The sequence below is a fragment of the Longimicrobium sp. genome, assembly GCF_036399255.1.
Taxonomy (GTDB): domain Bacteria; phylum Gemmatimonadota; class Gemmatimonadetes; order Longimicrobiales; family Longimicrobiaceae; genus Longimicrobium.
Map to the genome: position 1 here is coordinate 26243 of NZ_DASWNM010000076.1, position 22474 is coordinate 48716.

The window sequence follows — 22474 nt, forward strand, 5'->3', positions numbered from 1 at the left end:
GATCACAGAAGCCGGTGCGCGACCGAGGAATCTACCTTCCGCCTCCTCGTAGACTGCCGCGACGCCCCATACTGGCCCTGTCTGGCTGTTTCGCCGCCGCGGTGGTGGCGCGGGCTGCCGCGTCCGGCCTCGCGCGAGCGGACAGTAGATTCCTCGGCCCTGCAACCCGCGGCGGGATCGTCCGATTGCAGCGTGGCCGGGCCTCGGAATGACAACGCTGTTTTCACCAGCAGGGGTGGGTTGAGCGGCCGCTGGACTCAGGAAGCCAGGCCAACGCCCTGTTCCATCTACATCACCTGGGAAAACGGAGGCGCGGAGAGTGCACGGCTCTCTGCGCCTCCGCGCGTCTGCGTGAGGCGCATCCTTTTCCGAGCTTGCCGCGCGGGGCGGCGGCTGTATCTTCGCCGGTATCCCATCAACACCGGCAGACCAGAGCGAGAGAGAGCAGTGCCCATCAACCGATCCCTTGCGCGCGCCACGCTGGCGCTGGCGGCGCTGGCGTCCGGCTGTACGCCCGCGGCGCAGCCTTCCGAGTCCATCCCGGCCCCGGCGCAGGCACCCGCGCCCGCCGCGCAGACGGCGTCCGGCGCGCTGCCGCCGCGGTACGCCGCGCGGCCCACGACGGCGCAGATCACCGCGCAGGACATGATGAGCCGCCTGTACACCATCGCCGACGACAGCATGATGGGGCGGCAGGCGGGGCACCGCGGCAACTACATGGCCACGGAGTACATCGCCGCCGAGTTCCGCCGCATGGGGCTGGAGCCCGCGGGGGAGAACGGCACCTTCTTCCAGACGATTCCGCTCACGGTCACGCGCCTGGCGCCGGGCGCGTCGCTCTCGGTGGATGGGGCGGCGCTGCAGCTGGGGCAGGATTACGTGCCGCTGCCGCACATGGAGTCGCGCTTTGCGTACGTGCCGCAGATGCAGGTGCAGAACGCCCCGGTAATCTTTGGCGGCACGCTGGGCGGGGCGATGATCAGCGACGCGCAGGCGGCAGGCAAGATCGTGGTCGTGCTTCCCCCGGTGGTGAACGGGCAGACCAACTACCGCGTCTGGCTGGCGCCGCAGCCGCGGCTTCCCAGCGCGGCGGCCGTCGTGGTGGCGTCGCTGGACATCTCGTCGCAGGGGCTGCGCAACCTGCCGTTCGCGCAGCAGTCGGGGCTGCTGGACATCAGCCAGATCCCCACGCGCGGGCCGGCGGGGCTGCTGGTGACGGCGGCCGTGGCGCAGCGCATGCTGGGCGCCGCGCCGGCCACCCTGCAGCCCGGCGCCGCGGGGCGCGCGCGGGTCAGCGGCGGCTTCAACTACGCCCCGCGCCCGGTGGACGCGCCGGCGCGCAACGTGATCGCCGTGCTGCGCGGCTCGGACCCGGCGGTGAACCGGCAGTACGTGGGGATCAGCGCGCACAACGACCACGAGGGGATCAGCGACCGGGCGTTCGACCACGACAGCACCGTGGCGTACAACACGGTCATGCGGCCGCAGGGCGCCAACGACCCCGTGGGCACGCCCACGCCGGCGCAGTGGGCGCGCATCCGGGCGCTGCGCGACAGCCTGGGCGCGGACGGCACGCGCATGGACAGCATCTACAACGGCGCGGACGACGACGGCAGCGGCACGGTGGCGCTGCTGGAGATCGCCGAGGAGCTGGCCTCGCGCGGCGAGCGGCCGCGGCGCTCCATCCTGTTCATCTCGCACACGGCCGAAGAGGCGGGGCTGCTGGGCTCGCAGCACTTCAGCGAGAACCCCACCGTGCCGCGCGACTCCATCGTCACCGTGCTGAACATGGACATGGTGGGGCACGGGCGCGCGTCGGAGGTGGCGGGCGGCGGACCGTACAGCATCCAGATGATCGGCTCGCGGCGGCTTTCGACGGAGCTGGGCGACCTGATCGACGCGCTGAACGGCCGCCGCACCCCGCCCATGCAGCCGGACTACGCGTGGGACACGGCGGGGCACCCGGCCAACCGCTACTGCCGCAGCGACCACTTCATGTACGCGCGGTTCGGCATTCCCATCACCTACTTTTCGCTGGGATACCATCCGCACTACCACATGGTGACGGACGAGCCGCAGTACATCGACTACGACCACTCCGCGCGCGTGGCGTCGTTCCTTCGCGACATCGCGACGGAGGTGGCCAACCGGCCGGCGCGGCTGGTGGTGAACGGGCCGCGGCAGGACCCCAACGCGCCCTGCCAGCAGTAATCCCCACAAAAAGACGGGTCTCACCCAGAGGTTCCAGAGGCCACAGAGGGAAAATTTCCTCTGTGGCCTCTGCGGCCTCTGGGTGAGACTTCTTTTTGTCGATCGCCGCGATGCGTTCCGCCTGTTCACGTGCAGATCGCGAGAAGAGAACAAAGACGGCTTCCGCCGGCTCCGTACCGCTTCATGAGGAAAACACCGGAATCCGGCGTTGCGGCCGGTGCTTTTCTCCTGTAAATGGTCGTGTACGCATCTTGCCCCTCATCCACGGAAATCCATATCGGAAACGAACCTGAAGGAACGGTGCGGACGCCGGGGCGCCGGGGTGGACGCTTTGTTTACGAAAACCATTCCGCGTGGTGTGACCGGCCGTTACTATTCGTCGTCATCATCCACACCCAATCCTTTTCCCTCCCTTTCCGGCGAACGCGCACGCATCCTGCCTGCGCCATCTCCGGAACGCGGCTGTCCCCCTCAGATCCCAGGCACGCCCGTGATGCTTCTGCACGCGGCCGGCGGCGCAGAGCTCGGCACGCTCCTTTACTCCTCCGACACGCCCGAGGCCGGCTTCGAGCGGCTGGCGGGGTTTGCCGCGCGCCTTCTGGACACCTCCGTCTCCGTGATCTCGCTGGTGGACGCCGAGCGGCCGTTCAGCGCGGGGAGCGCCGGTGACGCGTGGCGCCCGCGGCGCGAGGCCCCGCTGGCGCGCTCGCTGTGCGGGGTGGCGGTGCTCTCGGGCGAACCGCTGCTCATCGAGGACGCGCGCGAGCACCCGGCGGTGCGGCGCGACCCCGCGGTGTGGCTGGGGGAGATCGGGTACGCGGGGATCCCGTTTCGCCGGGCGGACGGGCGGATGGCGGGGGCGCTGTGCGTGGCCGACGAGCGCCCGCGCGCGTGGACGGCGGAGGAGGTGGACCTGCTGGCCTCGCTGGCCCGCTTTGCCTCGCTCCTGGTGTCGTCGCGCGACGGAACGCCGGCCATGGAGCAGGCGCTGGCCCGGGCGGCGCAGAGCGCGCGCGGCAGCGTGAACCTGCGGATGCTGCGCAAGGCGGTGGAAACCATGCAGCTGGGCGTGACCATCACCGACACGCGCGGCCGCATTCTGTACAGCAACCCCGCCGACGCGCGGATGCACGGCTACACCCCCGACGAGCTGGTGGGCCGCCACGCGCGCGTCTTTGCCCCGGCGAAGAACGCGCGCCCGCTGGACGCCGAACGGATGAACGAGGCCACCAGCTGGAGCCGCGAGACGGTGAACGTGCGCAAGGACGGCTCCGTCTTTCCCGTGCTGCTGCGCTCGGACGTGGTGCGCGACGCGGCGGGGCGACCGGTGGCGCTGGTGACCTGCTGCGAAGACCTTACGCACCGCAAGCGGCTGGAGCGCGAGCTGCTGCGCAACGCATTCTACGACCCGGTCACGCAGCTCCCCAACCGGGGGCTGCTGGCGCACCGGCTTGAGCTGGCGCTGGACCTGGCCCGCCGCGACGGCCAGCGCTTCGCGGTGCTGGCGGTGGAGCTGGACCGCATCCAGCTGGTCACCGACAGCCTGGGCCGCGCCGCGGGCGACGAGCTGCTGGCCGGCGCGGCGTCGCGGCTGCGCGAGTGCGCGCCGGAGGACGCCATGGTGGCGTACGTGGGCGGCGACCAGTTCGCCATTCTGATGGACGGGGTGCGCGGCGTGGGCGAGGCCACGCGCGTGGCCACCTGCGTGCGGCAGATGCTGGTGCAGCCGCTGCGCGCGGCGGGGCGCGAGGTGTTCTCGGGGGTCAGCGTGGGCGTGGTGCTGAGCGGGCCGGTGTACGAGCGCGCCGAGGACGTGCTGCGCGACGCCGGCATCGCCATGATCCGCGCGCGCGAGGCGGGCGACGGGCGCTACCACGTGTTCGACCCGGCCATGCACGCCGAGGCCATGGCGCGGCTGCAGCTGGAGACGGACCTGCGGCGGGCGCTGGAGCGGGGCGAGCTGCGCGTGTTCTACCAGCCGGTCGTGGACCTGGCGACGGGGCGCATCTCGGGGTTCGAGGCGCTGGCCCGCTGGCAGCACCCGGAGCGCGGCCTGGTGCTCCCCGACGACTTCATCCCCATGGCCGAAGAGACGGGGCTCATCCTGCCCATCGGCCTGTGGGTGCTCGAGGAGGCGTGCCGCACGCTGCGGAGCTGGCAGGAGCGGCCCGGCGGGGAGGCGCTGAAGATGGCGGTGAACCTGAGCGCCCGGCAGCTCGCGCAGCCGGACCTGGTAGAGCGGGTAAAGGCCATTCTGGTCAAGACGCGCATCGCGCCGGGAACGCTGGAGCTGGAGATCACCGAAAGCGTGATCCTGCAGCACTCGTCGCGGGTCATCGAGACGCTGGGGCGGATGAAGGCGCTGGGCGTGCAGCTGCACGTGGACGACTTTGGCACGGGGTACTCGTCGCTCAGCTACCTGCACCGTCTGCCGCTGGACGCGCTCAAGATCGACCGCTCGTTCGTCAGCGGGCCCGACTGCGGCGGCCTGCAGATCGTGCGCACCATCGTGGCGATGGCGCACGCGCTGGGGGTGGCGGTGGTGAGCGAGGGGATCGAGAACGCCGAGCTGCTGGGCGAGCTGCGGACGCTGAAATGCGAGTACGGGCAGGGCTTCTTCTTTTCGCGCCCCGTCCCCGCGGACCAGATCGACAGCCTGTTCGAGACGGACCCGAGCTGGTAGGGGGTGCGGCGCCTCAGCACGCGGGCTAAAGCCCGCGGCTGGAACGGCCACAAGCCCCGCCCAAGGCTCGCAAAGCTCGCCAGGCGGGGCTTCAACACCATGGGCGCTCCGCGCACGGGAGCGGTGATGCCGAGTCCCCGCTGCGCACCCCACTCTGTCATTCCGAGGGAGCGCCGCGCCACACCGTCCGCCACCCCTGGACCCGGCGCGCGACCGAGGAATCTACCGTCCGCATCCTGGTGACCGGTCGTGCGCGCGGACCTTGCGGCCACAATCCGCGCAGGCGGATTTTGCGATTTTCCAGCGGCGAATTCATTCGCTCCTGAAGGCTCCAACCCCATGGGCGCGCTCCGCGCACGGTATGCGCACCGGCTGCACACCATCAGCACCCACTCTGTCATTCCGAGGGAGCGCCGCACCGCACCGTCCGCCACCCCTGGACCCGGCGCGCGACCGAGGAATCTACCGTCCGCATCCTGGTGACCCGTCGCGCGTGCGGACCTTGCGGCCACAATCCGCGCAGGCGGATTTTGCGATTTTCCAGCGGCGAATTCATTCGCTCCTGAAGGCTTCAACCCCATGGGCGCGCTCCGCGCACGGGCGGTGATGCCAAGCCCCCGCTCCGCACCCCACTCTGTCATTCCGAGGGAGCGCCGCACCGCACCGTCCGCCACCCCTGGACCCGGCGCGCGACCGAGGAATCTACCGTCCGCATCCTGGTGATCCGTCGCGCGCGCGGATCTCGCGGCCACAATCCGCGCAGGCGGATTTCGCGCTGTTCCAGCGGCGAATTCATTCGCTCCTGGAGGCGGATCATCAAGGGCCCGCACGCGATGGTCAACCGTTTGCGGGCCGTGTCGTATCCGCAGGTCACTTCGCCGGGAGAGATGATGAGCCGACATTTCGACTACCGGGGGCGGTGGGCGCTGGTGACGGGCGCGTCGATGGGAATCGGGGAGGCGTTCGCGAGGGCGCTGGCGGGGCGGGGGATGCACGTCGTGCTCTGCGCGCGCTCCGCGGACCGGCTGGCGGCGCTGGCGGGGGAGATCCAGGCGCGGCACGGCGTGCGCGCGGCGGTGGTGGCCGCGGACCTGTCGCGCCCCGGCGAGGCGGCGCGGGCGTGGGCGGAGGCGGAGGCGGAGGCGGAGGCGGGCGCCGAGGGCCCCATCCACCTGCTGGTGAACAACGCCGGCTTTGGCCTGCACGGCCGCTTCGACGAGTTGCCGGCGGACCGGCAGGCAGAGATGGTGGCGCTCAACTGCACGGCCGTGCTGCAGCTGGCCCACCTGGCGCTGGGACAGATGCGGCCGCGCGGGTCGGGCGGCATCATCAACGTGGGCTCCGTCGCCGCGTTCCAGCCGGTGCCCATGAAGTCCGTCTACGCCGCCACCAAGGCGTTCGTCCTCTCGCTCTCGGAGGCGATGGCGGAGGAGAACCGCGGCTCCGGCGTGCGCATCCTCTGCCTTTCGCCCGGGCCCACGCCCACCGGATTCCAGGCGGTGGCCGGCACGCGCGTGCAGCTGGGCCAGCCCGGCGTGCTGACGGCGGAAGCGGTGGTGCAGGCCGGCCTGGCCGCGTTCGACGCGGGCAAGACGCAGGTGGCCCCCGGCTTCGCCAACCGCGTGACGAGCACCTTCGCGCGCATGCTGCCGATGGGCGTGGCGGCGCGGATCGCCCGGCGGGTCAACGATTCGCGGTGAGGGAGGAGAAGTACCTAGTGCCAGAGTACCGAGTACCGAGTACCGAGAGTGTCAGCAGCAAGGTACCAGGCACCAGGTACTCTGGCACAGGTGCTATCCCTAGGCACTAGGTACTCCGGCACTAGGCACTATCCCATGCCCACATCTCCGCGCAGATTGCGATGGTCCGCACGTGGATGTCGACCGTGTCCTCCGTGTCCCGCGCGTAGCCGCCGGCCATCGCCACGGCCACGGGGATGCCGGCGTCGCGGCAGGCGCCCAGGACCAGGCGGTCGCGCGCCATCAATCCCTCCTTGCTCATCCCCAGCCGCCCGAAGCGGTCTTCGCGCCACGGGTCCGCACCCGCCAGGTAGACCGCCAGCTCCGGGCGAAAATCGTCCAGGATCTGCGGGACGTGCATCTCGAGCGCGGCCAGAAAGACGTCGTCGCCGACGCCGTCGGGAAGCTCCACGTCCAGCGACCCGCGCTCCTTGCGGAACGGAAAGTTCCTGGCGCCGTGGATGGAGAAGGTGAAGACGGAGGGATCGGCGCGGAAGGCGGCGGCGGTGCCGTTGCCCTGGTGGACGTCGCAGTCCAGCACCACCGCGCGCTGGATGCGCCCCTCGCGCTGCAGGACGCGGATGGCCACGGCGGCGTCGTTGAAGACGCAGAAGCCCTCGCCGTGGTCCGGGCAGGCGTGGTGCGTGCCGCCGGCCAGGTTCACCGCCACGCCCCAGCCGCGCGCCGCCGCCTCGTCCAGCGCGGCCCGCGCGGCCTGCAGCGTGCCGCCCGTGGAGCGGCGGCAGCGCTCCACCATCTCCGGGCTCCACGGAAAGCCGATGCGGCGCTGCTCCAGCGGCGTCAGCGCCCCCTCGCGGACGGCGGCCAGGTACGCGGGCTCGTGCACCAGCGCCAGCGCGTCCCACGCGGCCGCGGAGGGCTCGATCAAGTCACCTGGGCGCAGCACGCCTTCGGCCAGGCAGCGCTCGCGGAGCCGCGCGTACTTTACCATCGGGAAACGATGTCCCACCGGCAGCGGCAGGACGAAGCGGTCCGTGTAGAACGCGCGCACGCCTCAGCCCTGGAGCACGGGAGGCGTCACGGGATCCCGGCCACCTTGTGCGTCTGCACCGACATTCGCCAGGGCGGCCCCAGCTCCATCACCGCCGCGATGGTTTCGCCATAGTTTGGCCCGCCCAGCACGGGCACGTCCACCGGCTGCAGAAAGTACTGCCCGAAGCGCGTCCCGTCCGCGATCCGCCGCACCGCGTCCACGTCCGGCGTGATCCCAGGCGCGGCGCCGCCGGTATAGAGCAGCTTCAGCTCGTCGCCTTCCTTCTGGGCGAACTGCGCCTGCTTGGGCGAAACGGTCAGCCAGTCCACCAGCGAGCGGTCCACGGGGCGCGAGCCGTTGGATTCCATGGTGATGCGGTAGCCGCGGGCCCGCAGCGCGTCGGACAGCGGCCGGTCGAACTGCAGGCTGGGCTCGCCGCCCGTGGCCACCAGCAGCAGCCCCGGCTTTTCTCCGCCAAACCCCTGCTCCGCCGTGGCGCGCACGAAGTCCAGCGTTCCCTCCAGGTCCAGCGTGTACGCGGCCTTCACCCAGTCGGTGTCGCACCAGGGGCACACGTCGTAGCCCAGGTTGCACCCCGCAAAGCGCAGGAACACGGCGGGCGTTCCCGCCTGCGCGCCCTCGCCCTGCAGCGTCGCGAACACTTCCCGGATCCCGTACTTCTTTCCCGCCATCCGCCGTACCTCGATCACCGTGGAGCCGCCGGGCCGCATCCGCCGCCCGCGCGCAAACTTACCATCCCCGGACGGGCGGCGGGACCCCTGTCCGTCCACCTCGCCCGTTTCCGCACCCGTGGCTGATGCGGTAACAGAGGCAAAATTCCGGATTCAGGCACACTCACGTACCTGTTTTCTCGTATGTCTCGTCGCGTTTTGTATACAGGTGAAAACACCTATGGGGCATCCACGTCTCACATCGTCCCCTCTTCTCCCCACGAAATCCCGCCCTCGCCGTGGCAAGTGTTCTGTAAGTCGTTGTACATCAACGACGTTGTAGATCCTGGCACCCTGGCCCCGGCCTTGCCCTTAAGGAGGCCGCAAGCGCCCAGTTGGGGCACCTGACCCGGGGGGGTCAGCGAACGGTGGCCCGAAGTCTTCAGAGCATCCGCACCACCCCGCCTTCCTCGTCGACCGCAGCACCCGCCCTCCACGCCGTCTGACGCTGTCCGCCCCCCAATCCGGGCCCGGAGCCTCCCCGCTCCGGGCCCACCTCTTTTCCCCCATCTCCCCTGCGGCGCGCAACCTGCGCGCGGGGCGGCGGGTACCTGCACGCGAGCCGCGACGGTGCGGCGCGCACGCAATCCAGAACAAGAGGAACGGGATGAAGATGACGACGATGCTGGCCGCCGCGGCGGCCGTGCTGGGACTGTCCACGGACGCGGCGGCGCAGCCCCAGGTGCCGCCCCCCGCGCCGCACCCCTCCATCCGGGTGACCGGGACGGGCGAGGTGCGCGCCGCGCCCGACCAGGCCATGGCGGACTTCGCGGTGGAAACCTCCGCCGGCAACGCGCAGGAGGCGGCCGCGGCCAACGCGCAGCTTATGGAGCGGGTGATCGCCGCGCTGGTGCGCGCCGGCGTGCCGCGCGAGCGCATCGAGACGCGCGACTACAACGTGTTCCCGGATTACGACCCGCGGCCGGTGGAGCAGGGCGGCGAGCCCCGCATCCGCGGCTACCGGGTGATGAACACCGTCTCGGCCACCACCTACGAGATCGCGCGCGTGGGCGGCATCATCGACGCGGCGCTGGGGGCGGGCGCCAACCGCGTGCACGGGGTGCGCTTCGGCCTGCGCGACCCCGCGCGCTACCGGCAGCAGGCCATCGCCGACGCCACCCGCCGCGCCCGCGCCGACGCCGAGGCGCTGGCGGCCGCCATGGGGGTAAGCCTGGGGATGATCCGCGAGGCCGCCACGCTGGACGTGGGCTACGGCCCGCCGGTGATGGCGCGCCAGGAGATGATGATGGACGCGGTGGCCCAGAGCGCGCCCACCCCCATCAACCCCGGCGAGCAGATCGTCCGCGCCACGGTGATGATCGTCTACGCGTTCAGCATGTAGAAACGCATCCCGCGAAGGAACGGAGAGAGGACGCGGATGAGACTTTCATCTGCGTCCTCTCTCTTTTCTCCGAGCTGATACAGACCCGGAAAAGCAACACCTGTAGGGTACAGAGGAACAGAGTCAGACAGAGAAAGCGAGTGGAAGCATGATCTCGTTTCCTCTGTCTGACTCTGTTCCTCTGTACGATCATTCTTTTTCAGGATCTGGCATGAGGATGAGACGGGCTGTGGGAGAACGCACAATCGGGCCGAGAATCTGAATGAGACCACGTTTGGGGTGGGACACACCGGAACTCGGGATTCATCTCACGGGGCGGAGCCCACGACGGGCGGCGACGCCTCCTGGTACTCGCCGCAGCGGATGGCGCCGGGGCCGGGCGTGCCCACCTCCAGGATGGTGGTGAGCGGCACCAGCGAGCCGAACACGCCCACGCCGTCGCCCACGATGCTGGAGATGCGGATGGGGCCCGAGGGGTTGAACGAGCCGCCGCGCACGCCGTTAATGTAGTTGCGGTCCCCCGCGGCGATCACCACGCGGGCCGTGGTGCCGGCGGGCAGCCCCGTCTGCAGCAGCCGCAGCAGGTTCTGGTCGTAGTCGAACCTGTCGAACACGCCGAACTCGCCCGGCAGCACCAGCGACGTGTCCGCCGCGGAGACCGACACACCCACCAGCTGCAGCGGGTCCGGCGCGTTGAAGGTGTCGGGGAGCACCCGGCTGAGCCCCCAGATGCGCAGCGGGGCAATGTATCCCCACGCCCCCGCCGCCTGCGTCCAGGTAAGCGGCAGCGGCGTAAGCGGCGGGAGCGTGCAGGGGAGGGCCGGCTCGTGCTCCAGTCGCGACACCGACACGCCCCGCAGCGTAAAGGCGCCCGGCACCGTGGTGCGCCCCCGCGCCTCCTCCCCGCGCAGGGTGCGCACGCTCAGGTCGTACGTGGCGCCGGGGACCACCCAGTTGCCCAGCGACCGCGGCGAGGCGTAGCAGGTGCCGCGGATGTCCACCGGGTCCTCCGCCTGCAGGTAGGCCGAGTCGATGGCGTAGCAGGGGTCGGCCGTCTCGTAGAAGGGAATGCTGACGCCGTCGCCGCGGGTGACCACCACCGTCGCGTCTACCTCGCCCTCGGCCACGCCCGACCGCACCCCGCGGTGCAGCAGGATGAACTGCCCGCGCGTGTCCGTCCGCAGCACCGCCTCCACCACCAGCCGGTCGTCCCCCGGCGCCACCGTCACGTCCGCGATGGTGCACGCGGAAAGCGCGAGTGCTGCGGCGGCCGTCGCAATCATCGTCCTCAACTGCATTCCCTGCCCTAGTGCGGTTGCCGCGTCATCCTTCCGAGCCCTGCTTCTACACGGGCATCCCCCGCGCGGTCCGTGCCGCGCGGGGCGCCGGCCGCGAGGCTGCGCCTTTCGCACGGTGAACGAGATGGGCTTCAACGTGACCAACGCCGACCAGGGCGCCGGGTTCATCGCCGCGGAAAAGACGACGGTCGCCAGCAATTCCCCGCTCTCCGAAGTGGTGTACCACGACCGGCTGACCGTCGCGATCCTGGACGCCGGCGAGGCGACCCGCACGTTGCGCGTCACCGCGATGTACGCCCCGCAGACCGCGGCGAGCCCGTCGAGTGGCCGCCGCTCCCCCTCGTCGCACGGCACCGCCGCGGCGCGCATCCTCGTGCAGACGTGCGCGCCCGGCACCACGCCCGTCGTGCAGCGCGCGGCCGCCGCGCTCCAGCTGCAGGCCCCCGTCGCCGAGTAGGCCGCGGCCGGTCCCGCACGAACACCGGGCTGCGGACCGAGAGGGATCTCACGCGGAGGAACGGAGAGAGGACGCGGAGAAGGCAGCACGCCTCCGCGTCCTCTCGTTTTTCCACCACTATCCGGTCGTCCGGGCGCCACCGCCACCTCCGCGATGTGCAGCCCGTGAGGAGCGCTACAATGCGTTGCCGGCGGCCTCTTCTTTACCTCGCAAGCCGGCTCACACTCGCCTCCGAATAATTTGAAGTCCCAGAGGACGCCCCCCGACACAGAACTGAAAACGGATATAGCGCTGGAACCGGGCCCCCGCTAATTTGGATTCTGTGCATGTCCTCTGGACAGCCACATCCTAGCTATCCACGCCAGCGCGATTGCCGTGCTGCAAACCTGCTAGTGAGAGACGGTGCCTTCGAGGACAATCGCGCTAGTTCGCGAGCGAGATGCCTTCCCTCAGCGTACTCCGTACAGGGTCATCGACCTCTTTGCGGGAGCTGGAGGCATTTCCGAAGGATTCCGCCAAGCAGGCTACAGCATCGTTGCCGGACTGGAAATTGACCCAGATGCCGCCGCGACTTACGCGCGAAATTTCCCTGAAGCCACAACAGTCGTGGGGGACATTCGGACGGCAGAGGTTCGCAAAAGAATCCTCGAGGTAGCTAGTTCGGCCGACGTCATCGTAGGGGGACCTCCATGCCAAGCGTACTCTCAAGTGCGCAACCATGTCCGCATCATTGACGATCCGAGAAATTCTTTATACCGAGAGTTCGTTGACATTGTAAGCCGCACACTTCCCTATGCATTCTTGATGGAGAATGTCACGGGGATGGATCAGATGGGAGTGCGGGACCAAATTGTTCGTGATCTGTCGTTGAATGGGGAATACCGGGTCATACCGCAGGTTGTGGACGCCGCCGACTTTGGTGTGCCCCAAACTCGGAAGCGCCTGCTGTTTCTCGGAGTCCATCATTCACTCAGATGTGATCCTCCTGCTCTTCAGGGGACGGGTGCTACCGAACGAATCGGTCTCCAGCGGCGGCAGGGTGCTGCGAACACGCATTACGAGGTGATTGTTCAGGAAGATGCCTTGAGAATTGGAGTAGGCACTGCGCTTGCCGATCCCGCTGATCCCGCGGTTGTGACGGTGGAGCAGGCTCTCTCAGACCTATCCGATCTTCCGGTAGGGAATCGAAAAGACGTTCTCTCATATGAGCGTCTACGCTCCCCAGCATCCGCATACCAGCGTCTGATGCGTGAAGACGCCGGAGATCTCGTCATCAACGTGCAGGTCCCTCGTATTCAGGACGACACTCGCCTCCGGCTAGAGAACATTCCACCAGGCGGGAACTATAGAGATCTGGAAGAAAAGCTGCTGCAGAGGTATATAACAGGACAACGCTGGGGCCAAGACAATGGCTCCGGCAAGCTTTCGCGCCGCCATTTCTATGCATATCGCCGCTTGCACCCAGGAATTTGGGCGTGGACTCTGAACACGAAGGCCGATTCCGCTTATCATTATCAATTCCCGCGCTCGCTTTCCGTTAGGGAGTTCGCGCGCCTCCAGTCATTCCCGGATCGTTTTGTCTTCACTACTGACGTCCGCCAAGGATCGGTACCCAATCGGGTTGATGGCGGTCCGGCTCACTCGCGTTACCGGCAAGTAGGGAACGCAGTTCCGCCATTGCTCGCGCGGGCTGCTGCAGTGGCTCTGCAGCAAGCAATGAGCGACATGCTTGTCAGACGGCATACAGCTTAGGAGACGCACCTGTCACAGGAATCATTTTCCTCCCTCCCGGCTCCGTCGGTTGTACTCAACCCGTTCGGATCGGAGAATCGGAAACGCCTGCTCGACGTATGGTTTGCGGCGCACCCTGCTCCCACCGCAACCGATGCATGGGAGCATGTGTACCGCCTGCTCCTGTGGATCGACAGAACGACCGGGCTTGCACATTGTTATGAGAGCGACAAAAGCCAGCCCGGGCGGCGCTGGTATGGACGCTCGCTCGCTTTCCATGCCTGGGTTGCGAGCGCCTTGGGTACCACACCGGCGCGCCTTGCAGATCAGATCGACTGGCTGTTCCAGCGAGCTATCGAGGACTTGGCAAGCGCTGTGAACTCGCAGCAGAGAAGGGATGTCGTTTCCGCTCAGGCACAAAGGGCACCTTACGAGGGGCTGGGATTTCCGGAGCCCGGCGATGATCCCGAACTTGTCTCGTTAATTCGGGAGGAGTTAGGCGCATACCTGCAAGAGCAGCCGACCGCAAGCATATGGCGGGCGCTTACCGACCGGATCCACACATATCTGACACAAGAAAACAAACGAAAGAACCTAGTCGGAGAAGGTTTTGAAGATGTGCTGGCGTCGATCGTCAGCAGACTAACACCGTCTGAGCCAATTACAGCAGAAACAAGAAAGCTACTGCAGGACCTGCCGGGATTTTATCCATCCAGAGGTAACGAAAAGGCAAAGCGCGTTGACTTGGCTATTGTGAAACCAGCGTCTGGTCATCGCACGCTGGTTACTGCCAAGTGGTCGATTCGTGCTGATCGCGAGGAGCAGTTCGTTACTGATTACGATGTGTATGAGCGATTAGAACAGGCGGGGCAGGAGTTTGACTACGTGTTGGTGACAAACGAGTTTGATCCGGCCCGGTTGGTCGCTGCCTGCGACAATTTACGAGGGAACAGGCTTCTGTTTTCTCACGTTGTACATGTGAATACTGATGGACTAGTGGCAGCGTATGGGCCTTCACCTCAACGCTCGGCTGCCGCTGTACTTGACCGGATCAAAAGCAAAAGGCTGTACAGCCTTTCGGATTGGTTGAAACAGATCGTCGAGCCTTCCGCCGGTTGACCGGTTATTATCTGGGTGCGCGCCGCGCACGCACTTGATCTGCGATTAACCCTGCAGCCCGTTCAATATCCTTCTTTACATCTGATTCCCAAAAGCGTAGCACCACCCAACCGCTTTCCTCCAATGCGAGCGTAACTGCACGGTCCCGGACAACTCGGGCAGCGAGCTTCTTTAGCCAATACTGCTTGTTCGGGGTTTGGAGTCTCGCCTCAAGCGCCTCAAGGCCTTCTTCAATAATGATTCTGCCGTGCCAGTAATCGCCATCTACAAAGATGGCAATTCTCTCTTTCGGAAAGATAAAGTCTGGCTTGCCGGGAAGCTCTTTAACGTATTTCCGGTATCGCAAGCCCATCTTGTGGACTCGGCTTCGCAACGCTGACTCAATGCGGTTCTCGGTTGATCGAATTGCCGCCATGTTGCGGGCAATCTCGTCACGAGATTTGGGTCTGTATACCGTAGTTTTACGCGGCTGTACTTCCACAGGATTTTTTTCGTGCTTCATCAGAAGCTCGCCTCCACGCCGATGCTGGGGAGCAGGGGGAACATGCTGATGCCGCTGCGGGTGGGCGGGCTCTTGTCGTAGTTGAAGAAGTAGAACAGCACGTTGCGCTGGTTGTACACGTTCAGCACCTGCACGTACGGGGTGAACGTGCCCCAGCGGCGCACGTAGGGGCGGCGCACGGTCAGGTCCAGGCGGTGGTACGCGGGGTAGCGCTCGCGGTTGCGGTCGCCGGGGACCACGTAGTACGGCACGTCGGGGTCCTCGCCCTCCGGGCGCGGCAGGCGGTAGCCGCCGTCGGCCACGTCCGTCTCGAACCCCACGATCTGCGCCGCGGGGCGCGTGTACGGCGTGCCGCTGCCGTAGTTCCACCGCAGCCCCGCCTGCACCGCGCGCGGCAGGTCGTACTGCAGCACCAGGTCCACGTCCACCCGCCGGTCGAAGACGGGCGAGAACGTCACCGTCTGCGGCACCCCTTCGAACCCCGCGGCCAGCGGGTCGGGAAAGGTGCGCTCCGCGCGCAGCAGGCTGACGGTGGTCCACCCCGTCAGCCGGCCGGTGCTGCGGCGCACCAGCAGGTCCAGCCCGTACGAGCGGCCGTCGCCCCGCAGCAGGTCGTCACTGGCCAAGTTGGGATCGTCCGCCGGGTTCAGGTCCGTCACGCCGTCGTAGGAGCGGTAGTACGCCTCGGCCGATGCGTACCACGTGTCGCCCCAGTACTTCTCCACCCCCAGCTGCACCTGGTCGCTCACCACGGGCGGCACGTAGCCGTCCGCCAGGATCCAGCGGTCGTTGCTCACCGGCAGCGCCTCGTCGCGCAGCGAGTGCAGGAACTGCACGTAGCGCCCCACGGCCACCTTGACCGCCGCGTCCCTCCGCGACCCCAGAAAGCGCTTTACCGCCAGCCGCGGCGACAGCAGCAGGCAGGTGCCGCCTTCGCCCGCGTCCTCCACCGCCGGCACGTCGCCGTCCCCGCAGGCACCGGCGCCGCCGCGGGCCAGGTCCGCGCGCAGGCCGGGCTCCACGATCCACGCGGCCGAGGGCTGCCACCGCAGCTGCCCGTACGCCGCGCCAAAGATCCCGTCGCGCCCGTTGGCAAAGAAGGTGGTGCCGCCGGCGTCGGCGCGGTTGCCGTACTCCATCCGCGTCACCTCGCCGCCGGCCTGGGCGGTGAGCGCGCCACTGAACTGGCGGGTAAAGTCCTGCCGGAACGCCGCCTCCGTAATGCTGGAGCTGAAGCGCGTGTCGTCGAAGTCCGGAAAGGTCAGCGCCTCGGCGTAGCGCGAAAAGCTCAGCCGCGATTCCGACACCCAGCGCGAGCCCAGCGGCTGCGTCCAGCGCAGGCCGGCCAGGTCGTTCCCCCAGTTCCAGCGCACGCGCAGGACGTCACCCGCGTCGTCATCGTCCCCCGGCGGGTCGAAGTCCGAGAGATCCAGCACGTCCTCGCCCAGGTAGCCGGTCAGCTGCAGCCGCCCGCCGCCGCCCGTCTCGATCGTGGCGCCCGCCTGCAGGTCCGTCAGGTGATAGGGAAAGTCCGTCACCGGCCGCAGCAGCGCGTCGAAGTACGAGCGCCGCCCCGAGACGTACGCCTGCCCCCGCTCGCCGCCCAGCGCCCGGGCGATGCCGCCGGGGAGCCCGGAGCGCACCGCCACCCGCGTGGCCAGCATCGAGACGCCCATGTCCACGCCGAACTCCCCGTCGCCCGCGTCGGTCTCGACCGTGAGCACCGACGACACGCGCCCGCCGTACTCCGCGCCAAATCCGCCCGACAGCAGCTCTGCCCGGGCGATGACGTCGGAGTTGAAGACGCTGAACAGGCCGCCCAGGTGAAAGGGGTTGAAGATGGTGAAGCCGTCCAGCAGGATCAGGTTCTGGTCCGACGATCCGCCGCGCACGTTGAAGGCGCTGGAAAAATCGGAGGTGGTGACCACGCCGGGGAGCACCTCCACCGCGCGCAGCACGTCGGCCTCGCCCAGCCCCGGCAGCATCTTGATCTCGTCGCCCGTGATGACGCGCGTGGTGACACCGGCCTCGGTCTCGAACCGCGTGCGCTCGCGCTCGGTGTCGCGCCGGCTGCGCACCTCAACCGGGTCCAGCACCAGCGCCTGGTCGCCCAGCCGCAGCTCCACCCGCCGCTCCCCCGCCGCCAGCGTCGCCTGCTCCACGGCGGAGGCGTAGCCCAGCCGCGACGCGCGCAGCGTCCACGCACCGGGCCGCAGCCCCGTCAGCCGGTACGCCCCGTCGTCGCCGGAGGTGGTGCGGCGCGCGCGGCCCCCGCCCGCGGGCGTGGCGGTCACCGTGGCGCCCGCCAGCGGCTCGCCCGCCGGGCTCAGCACCCGGCCCACGACCGTCGCCGTCTCCTGCGCATTCGCCGCGCGCGGCAGGGCGAGGCACGCCAGGAGGGCGATGAAGAGCGCCGCGTGCCATGGAAGCGCGCGGGAGCGGAGGATGGAACGAGCTGGATATCGCAAAGGACGTGTGATCCTTGTCGGGTGATGCAAATCGCCGGATCGGGCGGCGGAAGGCGACCGCCCGATCCGTGGCATGCGCGGGATACCGGGCTCCCTGCGCAAAAGGTCCGCCGCGCCGCTCTTGCGGCGGATGGAGCGGCTGTCGAAGTTGCGCGCTGACCGGGAGAACGCGCGGGAGCGGGCGGGGAGCACGGGGGATGATGATCATCATCCCCCAGCCCCCCCGACGTCCAGCGGCCGGTCCGGGGATTTCGCGAATCGCACTCACTCACGTCCATGGTCGGTTTTCCGATGGATACCACGCTCCGCCGGCTGGTGAGCATTCGCCGCCACGTGCCGCAGGACCGCATACCCGAGTACGCGGAGCTGTGGGCCAAGCTGCACCACGCCGCCAGCCTGCGCGGGGCCCACGCGTGGGCGTTCGCCTCGGCGGACCACAAGGACACGTACATCGAGTTCCTGGAGTTCGGGGGAGACTCGGACGTGCGCAGCGACGAAGGGGTGGTGGCCGCCATCCAGGCGCTGCACGAAAAGTTCGGCGAGCCGTATCCGGCGCCGCGCACGCTGGAGGAGTGGGTGGCGCTCCCCACGCCGCCGCCGGTGGCCCCATGAGCGACCGCGACCGGCTGAAGGCGCTGCTGCTGGAGCGCTCGTTCCGCACGGGCGACTTCGTGCTCGCGTCGGGCGCGCGCAGCCGCTACTACATCGACTGCCGCACCACCACCACGCACGCCGAGGGGCAGGCGCTGGTGGGGCGGCTGGGCCTGGAGCTTCTGCGCACCGCCGGCCTGGCGCCCGAGTCCGTCGGCGGGCTGACGATGGGCGCGGACCCGGTGGCGTACGCCATCGCGCACGCCTCGTGGCTGGCCGGCGCCCCGGTGCACGCCTTTTCGGTGCGCAAGGAGCCCAAGGCGCACGGCACCGGCAAGCGGGTGGAGGGGTGCTTCGCCTCCGGCGCGCGCGTGGTCGTCGTCGAGGACGTGGTGACCAGCGGCAAGAGCGCGCTGCAGGCCTGCGATGCGGTGGAAGCCGAGGGCGGGATCGTGCTGGGGATCATCGCCCTGGTGGACCGCGAGGGCGGCGGCCGCGAGGCCATCGAGGCGCGTGGCTACGCGGTGCACACCCTTTTTCCCGTAAGCGAGCTGCTCGCCTCGGCGGAGGGTTCCGGCGGGGAGGCCGCCACGGGCTAAAGCCCGCGGCTAGAAATGCCAGAAGCCCCGTCTCGGCTCGCTCACGCTCGCCGAACGGGGCTTCGTCCGTGAAACGGTCTAGCGGGAGCTCTTCCCGCCGCCCAGGAGCTTGAACAGGGTCACAAACGCGATCCCAAGCAGCACCGCGATACCCAGGAGGGCGAGGACCGACCAGGGTGCCAGGATCGGCGTGTGCCATCCAGGCACGATCGAAACCGCGAAGTTCTCGATCGTCCACCACGCCGTCACGGCGATCAGCATGACGACCAGGAGCAGGGCGAATGGCTTGCGCATCGCGGACTCCGCAGGGGATGGTCCCGTGAGATGACCGCCGGATGATACCTCGCCGCGCCGCACGAGGTCAATCCATCGAAAACGCATCGCGCTGCGTCCGCTGGGACCCTCACCCGCTCGCTTAGGCTCGCACCCTCTCCCACAAGTGGGAGAGGGTACAAACGTCGCAAACACCTCCCACGCTTTCCGCCGGTATCGTCGCGGCACTCGCCCGGCGCGCCGGCCCCGCGGACGCGAGCAGGTGAAGCCCCGCCGGGCGAGCTTTGCGAGCCTTGGGCGGGGCTTATCGCAGTCCCAGCGTGCGGCTTTAGCCGCCCGTGCTTGTGCGCCCGTGCTGGGCCGGAGCACGCCCCACTCGCGCCCACACCCGCTCACCCGCTCACCCGCTCACCCCTTCACCCGCTCACGTAAGGGTCTCCCCGCGCCCGGGTGTCTCATTTACGGAACCTTCCGGCCCTTCCCTTGCGCCATGGCGTTGCGTGACGTAACGCTCAGGGCAGCACGCCAACCGATATCCGCGAACACACGCGAGGACCGCCGATGCGAAAGCCGTTTTCCCTGCTTGCCAGCGCAGCCATCCTGGCCGCCACGGCGGGCTGCCTGGTGTCCATGCCCAAGACCAACCCGCTCCCCAAGTGGGACAACTCGCTCCTGGTGAGCACCGAGGGGCTGGCGCGCCGGCTGAACGACCCGCGCACCGTCATCATCCACGTGGGCCGCGACCGTGCCTCGTACGACGCGGGCCACATTCCCGGCGCGCGGTTCCTGCCGCTTTCCTCCATCGTCACCGAGCAGGGCGGGGTGCCCAACGAACTGCCGCCGGTGGAGCAGCTGGAAAGCACCTTCGAGGCGCTGGGCGTCTCGGACAACTCGCGCGTGGTCCTCTACGGCGACCTGGCGGGGCTGGCGGCGGCGCGGGCGTTCTTTACCCTGGACTACCTGGGCAAGACCGACGCGGCGCTGCTGGACGGCGGGCTGGAGCGCTGGCGCAGCGAAAACAATCCCGTCAGCACCGAGGCGCCCAGCGTGCGGCCGGGCGCGCTGACCGTGCGCGCGCGGCGCGACATCGTGGTGAACGCCGACTGGGTGCGCGAGCGGCTGGGCAACGACAGCACCATCGTGCTCATCGACGCCCGCCCGCCCGCCGAGTTCACGGGCGACACGCCGGGCGAGGGGATCACCCGCCCCGGCCACATTCCCGGCGCGCACAACATCTTCTGGCGCACGGCGCTGGTGAGCGACCAGGACCTGCGCCTGCGCTCGCCCGAGGTGCTGCACGCGCCGTTCACGCTGGCCGACGCCGCGCTGGGCGACACCATCGTGGCGTACTGCCGCACCGGCGTGCAGGCCAGCCACATCTACTACCAGGCCCGCTACCTGCGGCGCCCGGTGGTGATGTACGACGGTTCGTTCATCGACTGGAGCCGCCGGGGCGAGGAGTACCCGGTGGAGCGGGGAACGGGAGAAGGAGGGCAGTAATGCAGACGGCGCAGCAAAAGGCGACGGTGGCGTGCGCCCACTGCGGGCGCCTGAACCGCGTGGACCTGGCCCGCGCGGCGGACGGGCCCAAATGTGGCGCGTGCGGCAACCCCATCGTGCTCGACCGGCCCATGCGGCTGACGGACGCCGTGTTCGACCGCGTGGTGGCCGATTCGGCGGTGCCCGTGGTGGTGGACTTCTACGCGGACTGGTGCGGGCCCTGCAAGATGATGGCGCCCGTGCTGGACCAGGTGGCCCGCGAGCGCAGCGGCCGGGTGCTGGTGGCCAAGGTGGATACGGACGCCAACCCCATGCTGGCGCGCAAGTTCAGCATCGCCTCCATCCCCACGCTCATCACGTTCAGCGGCGGGGCCGAAGTGGGGCGCGAGCTGGGCGCGCTGCCCAAGCCCCGGCTTGACGCGCTCATCGACCGCGCGCTGCGGTGACGGGAAGCGTCGTGCGGACGAGTGGGGTGGCGTTGATCGATGGCGAAGCGGGGGCGGATGGGCGCTGATCCATCCGCCCCCGTGCGCCTGGCCGGCACGGGGGCGTACCTGCCGGCGCGGGTGCTGGGGAACGCCGAGGTGGCCGCGCTGGCGGGGGTGACGGACGAGTGGATCGTCCGCCGCACCGGCATCCGCGAGCGGCGCGTGGCGGCGGACGACGAGGGCGCGGCGTCCATGTCGGGGCACGCGGCCCGCGCGGCGCTGGCGGACGCGGGGGTGCGGGCGGACGCCGTCGGCGTGATCATCGTCGCCACCACCACGCCGGACCACCTTACCCCGCCCACCGCGTGCGAGCTGCAGGCGGCGCTGGGCGCGTGGGGGGCGGCGTGCTTCGACGTGGAGGCGGGGTTCGCGGGGTGGATCTACGCACTGGTGCTGGCGGATTCGCTCCTGCGCGCCGGGCGCGGCGAGGTGGCGCTGGTGGTGGGCGTGGAAAAGCTGTCGACGGTGACGGACCGCACCGATCCCTCCACCGGCCCGCTGTTCGCCGACGGGGCGGGCGCGGCGGTGCTGGCGCGGGGGGCCGGGCCGCGGGCGGTGCGCGCCACCTCGTGGTGGGCGGACGGGCGGCTGGCGGACGCCCTCAAGCGCGACGGCGGCGGCTCGCTGCACCCGTTCGACGCGCGGGTGCTGGAAGAGCGCTCGCACCTGCTGCGGATGGAGGGGACGCGGCTGTTCCGGGCCGCCGTACGGACCATGGCGCAGCAGGCGCGTGCCGCGCTGCGCGCCGCGGGGCTGGGGCTGGACGACGTGGGCCTGGTCGTCCCCCACCAGGCCAACCTGCGCATCATCGAGGCGCTGATCCGCGAGATGGGGCTGGACCCGGCGCGCGTGTACGTCAACATCGACCGGCTGGGCAACACCGGCGCGGCCACCGTCCCCATTGCGCTGGACGAGGCGCTGCGCTCGGGCCGCGCCGCCGACGGCCGCCCCATCCTGCTGGTCTCCTTTGGCGCCGGCGCCACCGCCGGCGCCGCCGTGCTGGGGTAGGCAGACGTTCGGAACGCCCGACCTATCTGCCCGCGCGTCAGGGTTCCAGACGCACACGGGCATCGATCTCATCCAGCGAACCTCCGATGACGCCCACCGCCGCCGCATCCGGTGCTCCGCCCTCCGCCGCGCTGCGCGAGGCGTTCGGGGACATCGACATCTACCTGTTCGACCAGCTGCTGCGCGGGCGCTTCGACGGCGTGCGCACGGTGCTCGACGCGGGATGCGGCGGCGGGCGCAACCTGGTCTACCTGCTGCGCGGCGGGTTTGCGGTCCACGGGGTGGATCGGGATGCGCGGTCGGTGGAGCGGGTGCGGCGGCTGGCGGCGGAGCTCGCGCCCGGTCTGCCGGCGGAGAACTTCCAGGTGGCGGAGGTGGATGCGCTGCCGTTCGCCGACGCCGCGATGGACGCGGTGATCAGCAGCGCGGTGCTGCACTTTGCGGCGGACGAGGCGCACTTCGGGCGGATGGTGGACGAGATGTGGCGCGTGCTGCGGCCCGGCGGCCTGCTGTTCGCGCGGCTGGCCAGCAGCATCGGCATCGAGGCGCGCGTGCGGCCGCTGGGCGGCGGCCGCCACTACCTGCCGGACGGCTCGGAGCGGTTCCTGGTGGACGAGGCCGGGCTGCTGGCGCGGACGGAGGCGCTGGGCGGCGTGCTGCTGGACCCCATCAAGACCACCAACGTGCAGAACCTGCGCGCCATGACCACGTGGTGCGTGCGCAAATCCCAATAGAAGAGC

The 22474-nt window shown here is 69.2% G+C and carries 19 protein-coding genes; 13 read left to right on the plus strand and 6 right to left on the minus strand.

Features of this window, described 5'->3' with window-relative positions; translation table 11 throughout:
* Positions 1–447: 447 nt before the first annotated feature.
* The 3 genes from VGC13_RS12205 to VGC13_RS12215 all read left to right on the plus strand — a co-directional run bounded on the left by VGC13_RS12205 (position 448) and on the right by VGC13_RS12215 (position 6594).
* On the plus strand, positions 448–2211 hold the full coding sequence (locus VGC13_RS12205; protein ID WP_331125542.1) for a M20/M25/M40 family metallo-hydrolase: 1764 nt from the start codon (positions 448–450) through the stop codon (positions 2209–2211).
* A 493-nt stretch (positions 2212–2704) separates the two neighbouring features.
* A complete protein-coding gene (locus VGC13_RS12210) occupies positions 2705–4894 on the plus strand; it encodes a putative bifunctional diguanylate cyclase/phosphodiesterase (RefSeq protein WP_331125615.1) in 2190 nt (729 codons plus the stop codon).
* 890 nt (positions 4895–5784) lie between these two features.
* Positions 5785–6594, plus strand: coding sequence for an SDR family oxidoreductase (locus VGC13_RS12215; protein WP_331125543.1), 810 nt, complete (start codon positions 5785–5787; stop codon positions 6592–6594).
* Positions 6595–6715: 121 nt separating this feature from the next.
* Here the strand turns inward: VGC13_RS12215 and VGC13_RS12220 are convergent, their stop codons facing one another.
* The gene (locus tag VGC13_RS12220; protein ID WP_331125544.1) at positions 6716–7645 is read right to left on the minus strand and encodes a histone deacetylase; all 930 of its coding nucleotides are present in this window, start codon (positions 7643–7645) and stop codon (positions 6716–6718) included.
* 26 nt (positions 7646–7671) lie between these two features.
* Positions 7672–8337 (minus strand): 7-carboxy-7-deazaguanine synthase QueE, encoded by a 666-nt coding sequence (locus VGC13_RS12225; protein ID WP_331125545.1) that lies wholly within the window; start codon positions 8335–8337, stop codon positions 7672–7674.
* A 628-nt stretch (positions 8338–8965) separates the two neighbouring features.
* On the opposite strand from VGC13_RS12225, the gene VGC13_RS12230 reads away from it, so the two are divergent.
* Positions 8966–9700, plus strand: a complete 735-nt coding sequence (locus VGC13_RS12230; RefSeq protein ID WP_331125546.1) for an SIMPL domain-containing protein — start codon at positions 8966–8968, stop codon at positions 9698–9700.
* Between the two features lie 308 nt (positions 9701–10008).
* Here VGC13_RS12230 and VGC13_RS12235 read toward each other — a convergent pair whose 3' ends face one another.
* Entirely contained in the window at positions 10009–10992 is a 984-nt protein-coding gene (locus VGC13_RS12235; RefSeq protein ID WP_331125547.1) for a DUF4249 family protein, read from the minus strand.
* Positions 10993–11113: 121 nt separating this feature from the next.
* On the opposite strand from VGC13_RS12235, the gene VGC13_RS12240 reads away from it, so the two are divergent.
* The 3 genes from VGC13_RS12240 (at position 11114) to VGC13_RS12250 (ending at position 14305) form a co-directional block, all read left to right on the plus strand.
* On the plus strand, positions 11114–11455 hold the full coding sequence (locus VGC13_RS12240; RefSeq protein ID WP_331125548.1) for a hypothetical protein: 342 nt from the start codon (positions 11114–11116) through the stop codon (positions 11453–11455).
* Positions 11456–11857: 402 nt separating this feature from the next.
* Positions 11858–13207, plus strand: a complete 1350-nt coding sequence (locus VGC13_RS12245) for a DNA cytosine methyltransferase (protein ID WP_331125549.1) — start codon at positions 11858–11860, stop codon at positions 13205–13207.
* A gap of 147 nt (positions 13208–13354) precedes the next feature.
* Positions 13355–14305 (plus strand): hypothetical protein, encoded by a 951-nt coding sequence (locus VGC13_RS12250; protein WP_331125550.1) that lies wholly within the window; start codon positions 13355–13357, stop codon positions 14303–14305.
* Positions 14306–14312: 7 nt separating this feature from the next.
* Here VGC13_RS12250 and VGC13_RS12255 read toward each other — a convergent pair whose 3' ends face one another.
* The gene (locus tag VGC13_RS12255) at positions 14313–14807 is read right to left on the minus strand and encodes a very short patch repair endonuclease (protein WP_331125551.1); all 495 of its coding nucleotides are present in this window, start codon (positions 14805–14807) and stop codon (positions 14313–14315) included.
* Complete coding sequence (locus VGC13_RS12260; RefSeq protein ID WP_331125552.1) at positions 14807–17275, minus strand: TonB-dependent receptor; 2469 nt, start codon at positions 17273–17275, stop codon at positions 14807–14809. The genes VGC13_RS12255 and VGC13_RS12260 overlap by 1 nt, the downstream gene beginning before the upstream one ends.
* 291 nt (positions 17276–17566) lie before the next feature.
* On the opposite strand from VGC13_RS12260, the gene VGC13_RS12265 reads away from it, so the two are divergent.
* Together VGC13_RS12265 and pyrE are read left to right on the plus strand one after the other, a co-directional pair.
* On the plus strand, positions 17567–17887 hold the full coding sequence (locus VGC13_RS12265; protein WP_331125553.1) for a hypothetical protein: 321 nt from the start codon (positions 17567–17569) through the stop codon (positions 17885–17887).
* Positions 17884–18465, plus strand: coding sequence for an orotate phosphoribosyltransferase (gene pyrE, locus VGC13_RS12270; RefSeq protein WP_331125554.1), 582 nt, complete (start codon positions 17884–17886; stop codon positions 18463–18465). The genes VGC13_RS12265 and pyrE overlap by 4 nt, the downstream gene beginning before the upstream one ends.
* A 78-nt stretch (positions 18466–18543) precedes the next feature.
* Here the strand turns inward: pyrE and VGC13_RS12275 are convergent, their stop codons facing one another.
* Positions 18544–18759: a hypothetical protein gene (locus VGC13_RS12275; protein WP_331125555.1), complete on the minus strand. Its 216-nt coding sequence runs from the start codon at positions 18757–18759 to the stop codon at positions 18544–18546.
* A 540-nt stretch (positions 18760–19299) separates the two neighbouring features.
* On the opposite strand from VGC13_RS12275, the gene VGC13_RS12280 reads away from it, so the two are divergent.
* The 4 genes from VGC13_RS12280 (at position 19300) to VGC13_RS12295 (ending at position 22468) form a co-directional block, all read left to right on the plus strand.
* A complete protein-coding gene (locus VGC13_RS12280) occupies positions 19300–20238 on the plus strand; it encodes a sulfurtransferase (protein ID WP_331125556.1) in 939 nt (312 codons plus the stop codon).
* The gene (gene trxC / locus VGC13_RS12285) at positions 20238–20684 is read left to right on the plus strand and encodes a thioredoxin TrxC (RefSeq protein ID WP_331125557.1); all 447 of its coding nucleotides are present in this window, start codon (positions 20238–20240) and stop codon (positions 20682–20684) included. Before VGC13_RS12280 ends, trxC begins: the two co-directional genes overlap by 1 nt.
* 39 nt (positions 20685–20723) lie before the next feature.
* Positions 20724–21734 carry a beta-ketoacyl-ACP synthase 3 gene (locus VGC13_RS12290; protein WP_331125558.1) on the plus strand — a complete coding sequence of 337 codons (1011 nt, stop codon included), beginning with the start codon at positions 20724–20726 and terminating at the stop codon, positions 21732–21734.
* Positions 21735–21820: 86 nt separating this feature from the next.
* Positions 21821–22468 (plus strand): class I SAM-dependent methyltransferase, encoded by a 648-nt coding sequence (locus VGC13_RS12295; RefSeq protein ID WP_331125559.1) that lies wholly within the window; start codon positions 21821–21823, stop codon positions 22466–22468.
* Positions 22469–22474: the final 6 nt, after the last annotated feature.

What these genes read in the sequence shown, in the direction of transcription:
- VGC13_RS12210 (WP_331125615.1), top strand. Translation starts at nt 2,705, where the DNA reads ATGCTTCTGCACGCGGCCGGCGGCGCAGAGCTCGGCACGCTCCTTTAC.
- VGC13_RS12215 (WP_331125543.1), top strand. Translation starts at nt 5,785, where the DNA reads ATGAGCCGACATTTCGACTACCGGGGGCGGTGGGCGCTGGTGACGGGC.
- VGC13_RS12230 (WP_331125546.1), top strand. Translation starts at nt 8,966, where the DNA reads ATGAAGATGACGACGATGCTGGCCGCCGCGGCGGCCGTGCTGGGACTG.
- VGC13_RS12255 (WP_331125551.1), bottom strand. Translation starts at nt 14,807, where the DNA reads ATGAAGCACGAAAAAAATCCTGTGGAAGTACAGCCGCGTAAAACTACG.
- VGC13_RS12265 (WP_331125553.1), top strand. Translation starts at nt 17,567, where the DNA reads ATGGATACCACGCTCCGCCGGCTGGTGAGCATTCGCCGCCACGTGCCG.
- pyrE (WP_331125554.1), top strand. Translation starts at nt 17,884, where the DNA reads ATGAGCGACCGCGACCGGCTGAAGGCGCTGCTGCTGGAGCGCTCGTTC.
- VGC13_RS12275 (WP_331125555.1), bottom strand. Translation starts at nt 18,759, where the DNA reads ATGCGCAAGCCATTCGCCCTGCTCCTGGTCGTCATGCTGATCGCCGTG.
- VGC13_RS12280 (WP_331125556.1), top strand. Translation starts at nt 19,300, where the DNA reads ATGCGAAAGCCGTTTTCCCTGCTTGCCAGCGCAGCCATCCTGGCCGCC.
- trxC (WP_331125557.1), top strand. Translation starts at nt 20,238, where the DNA reads ATGCAGACGGCGCAGCAAAAGGCGACGGTGGCGTGCGCCCACTGCGGG.
- VGC13_RS12290 (WP_331125558.1), top strand. Translation starts at nt 20,724, where the DNA reads ATGGCGAAGCGGGGGCGGATGGGCGCTGATCCATCCGCCCCCGTGCGC.
- VGC13_RS12295 (WP_331125559.1), top strand. Translation starts at nt 21,821, where the DNA reads ATGACGCCCACCGCCGCCGCATCCGGTGCTCCGCCCTCCGCCGCGCTG.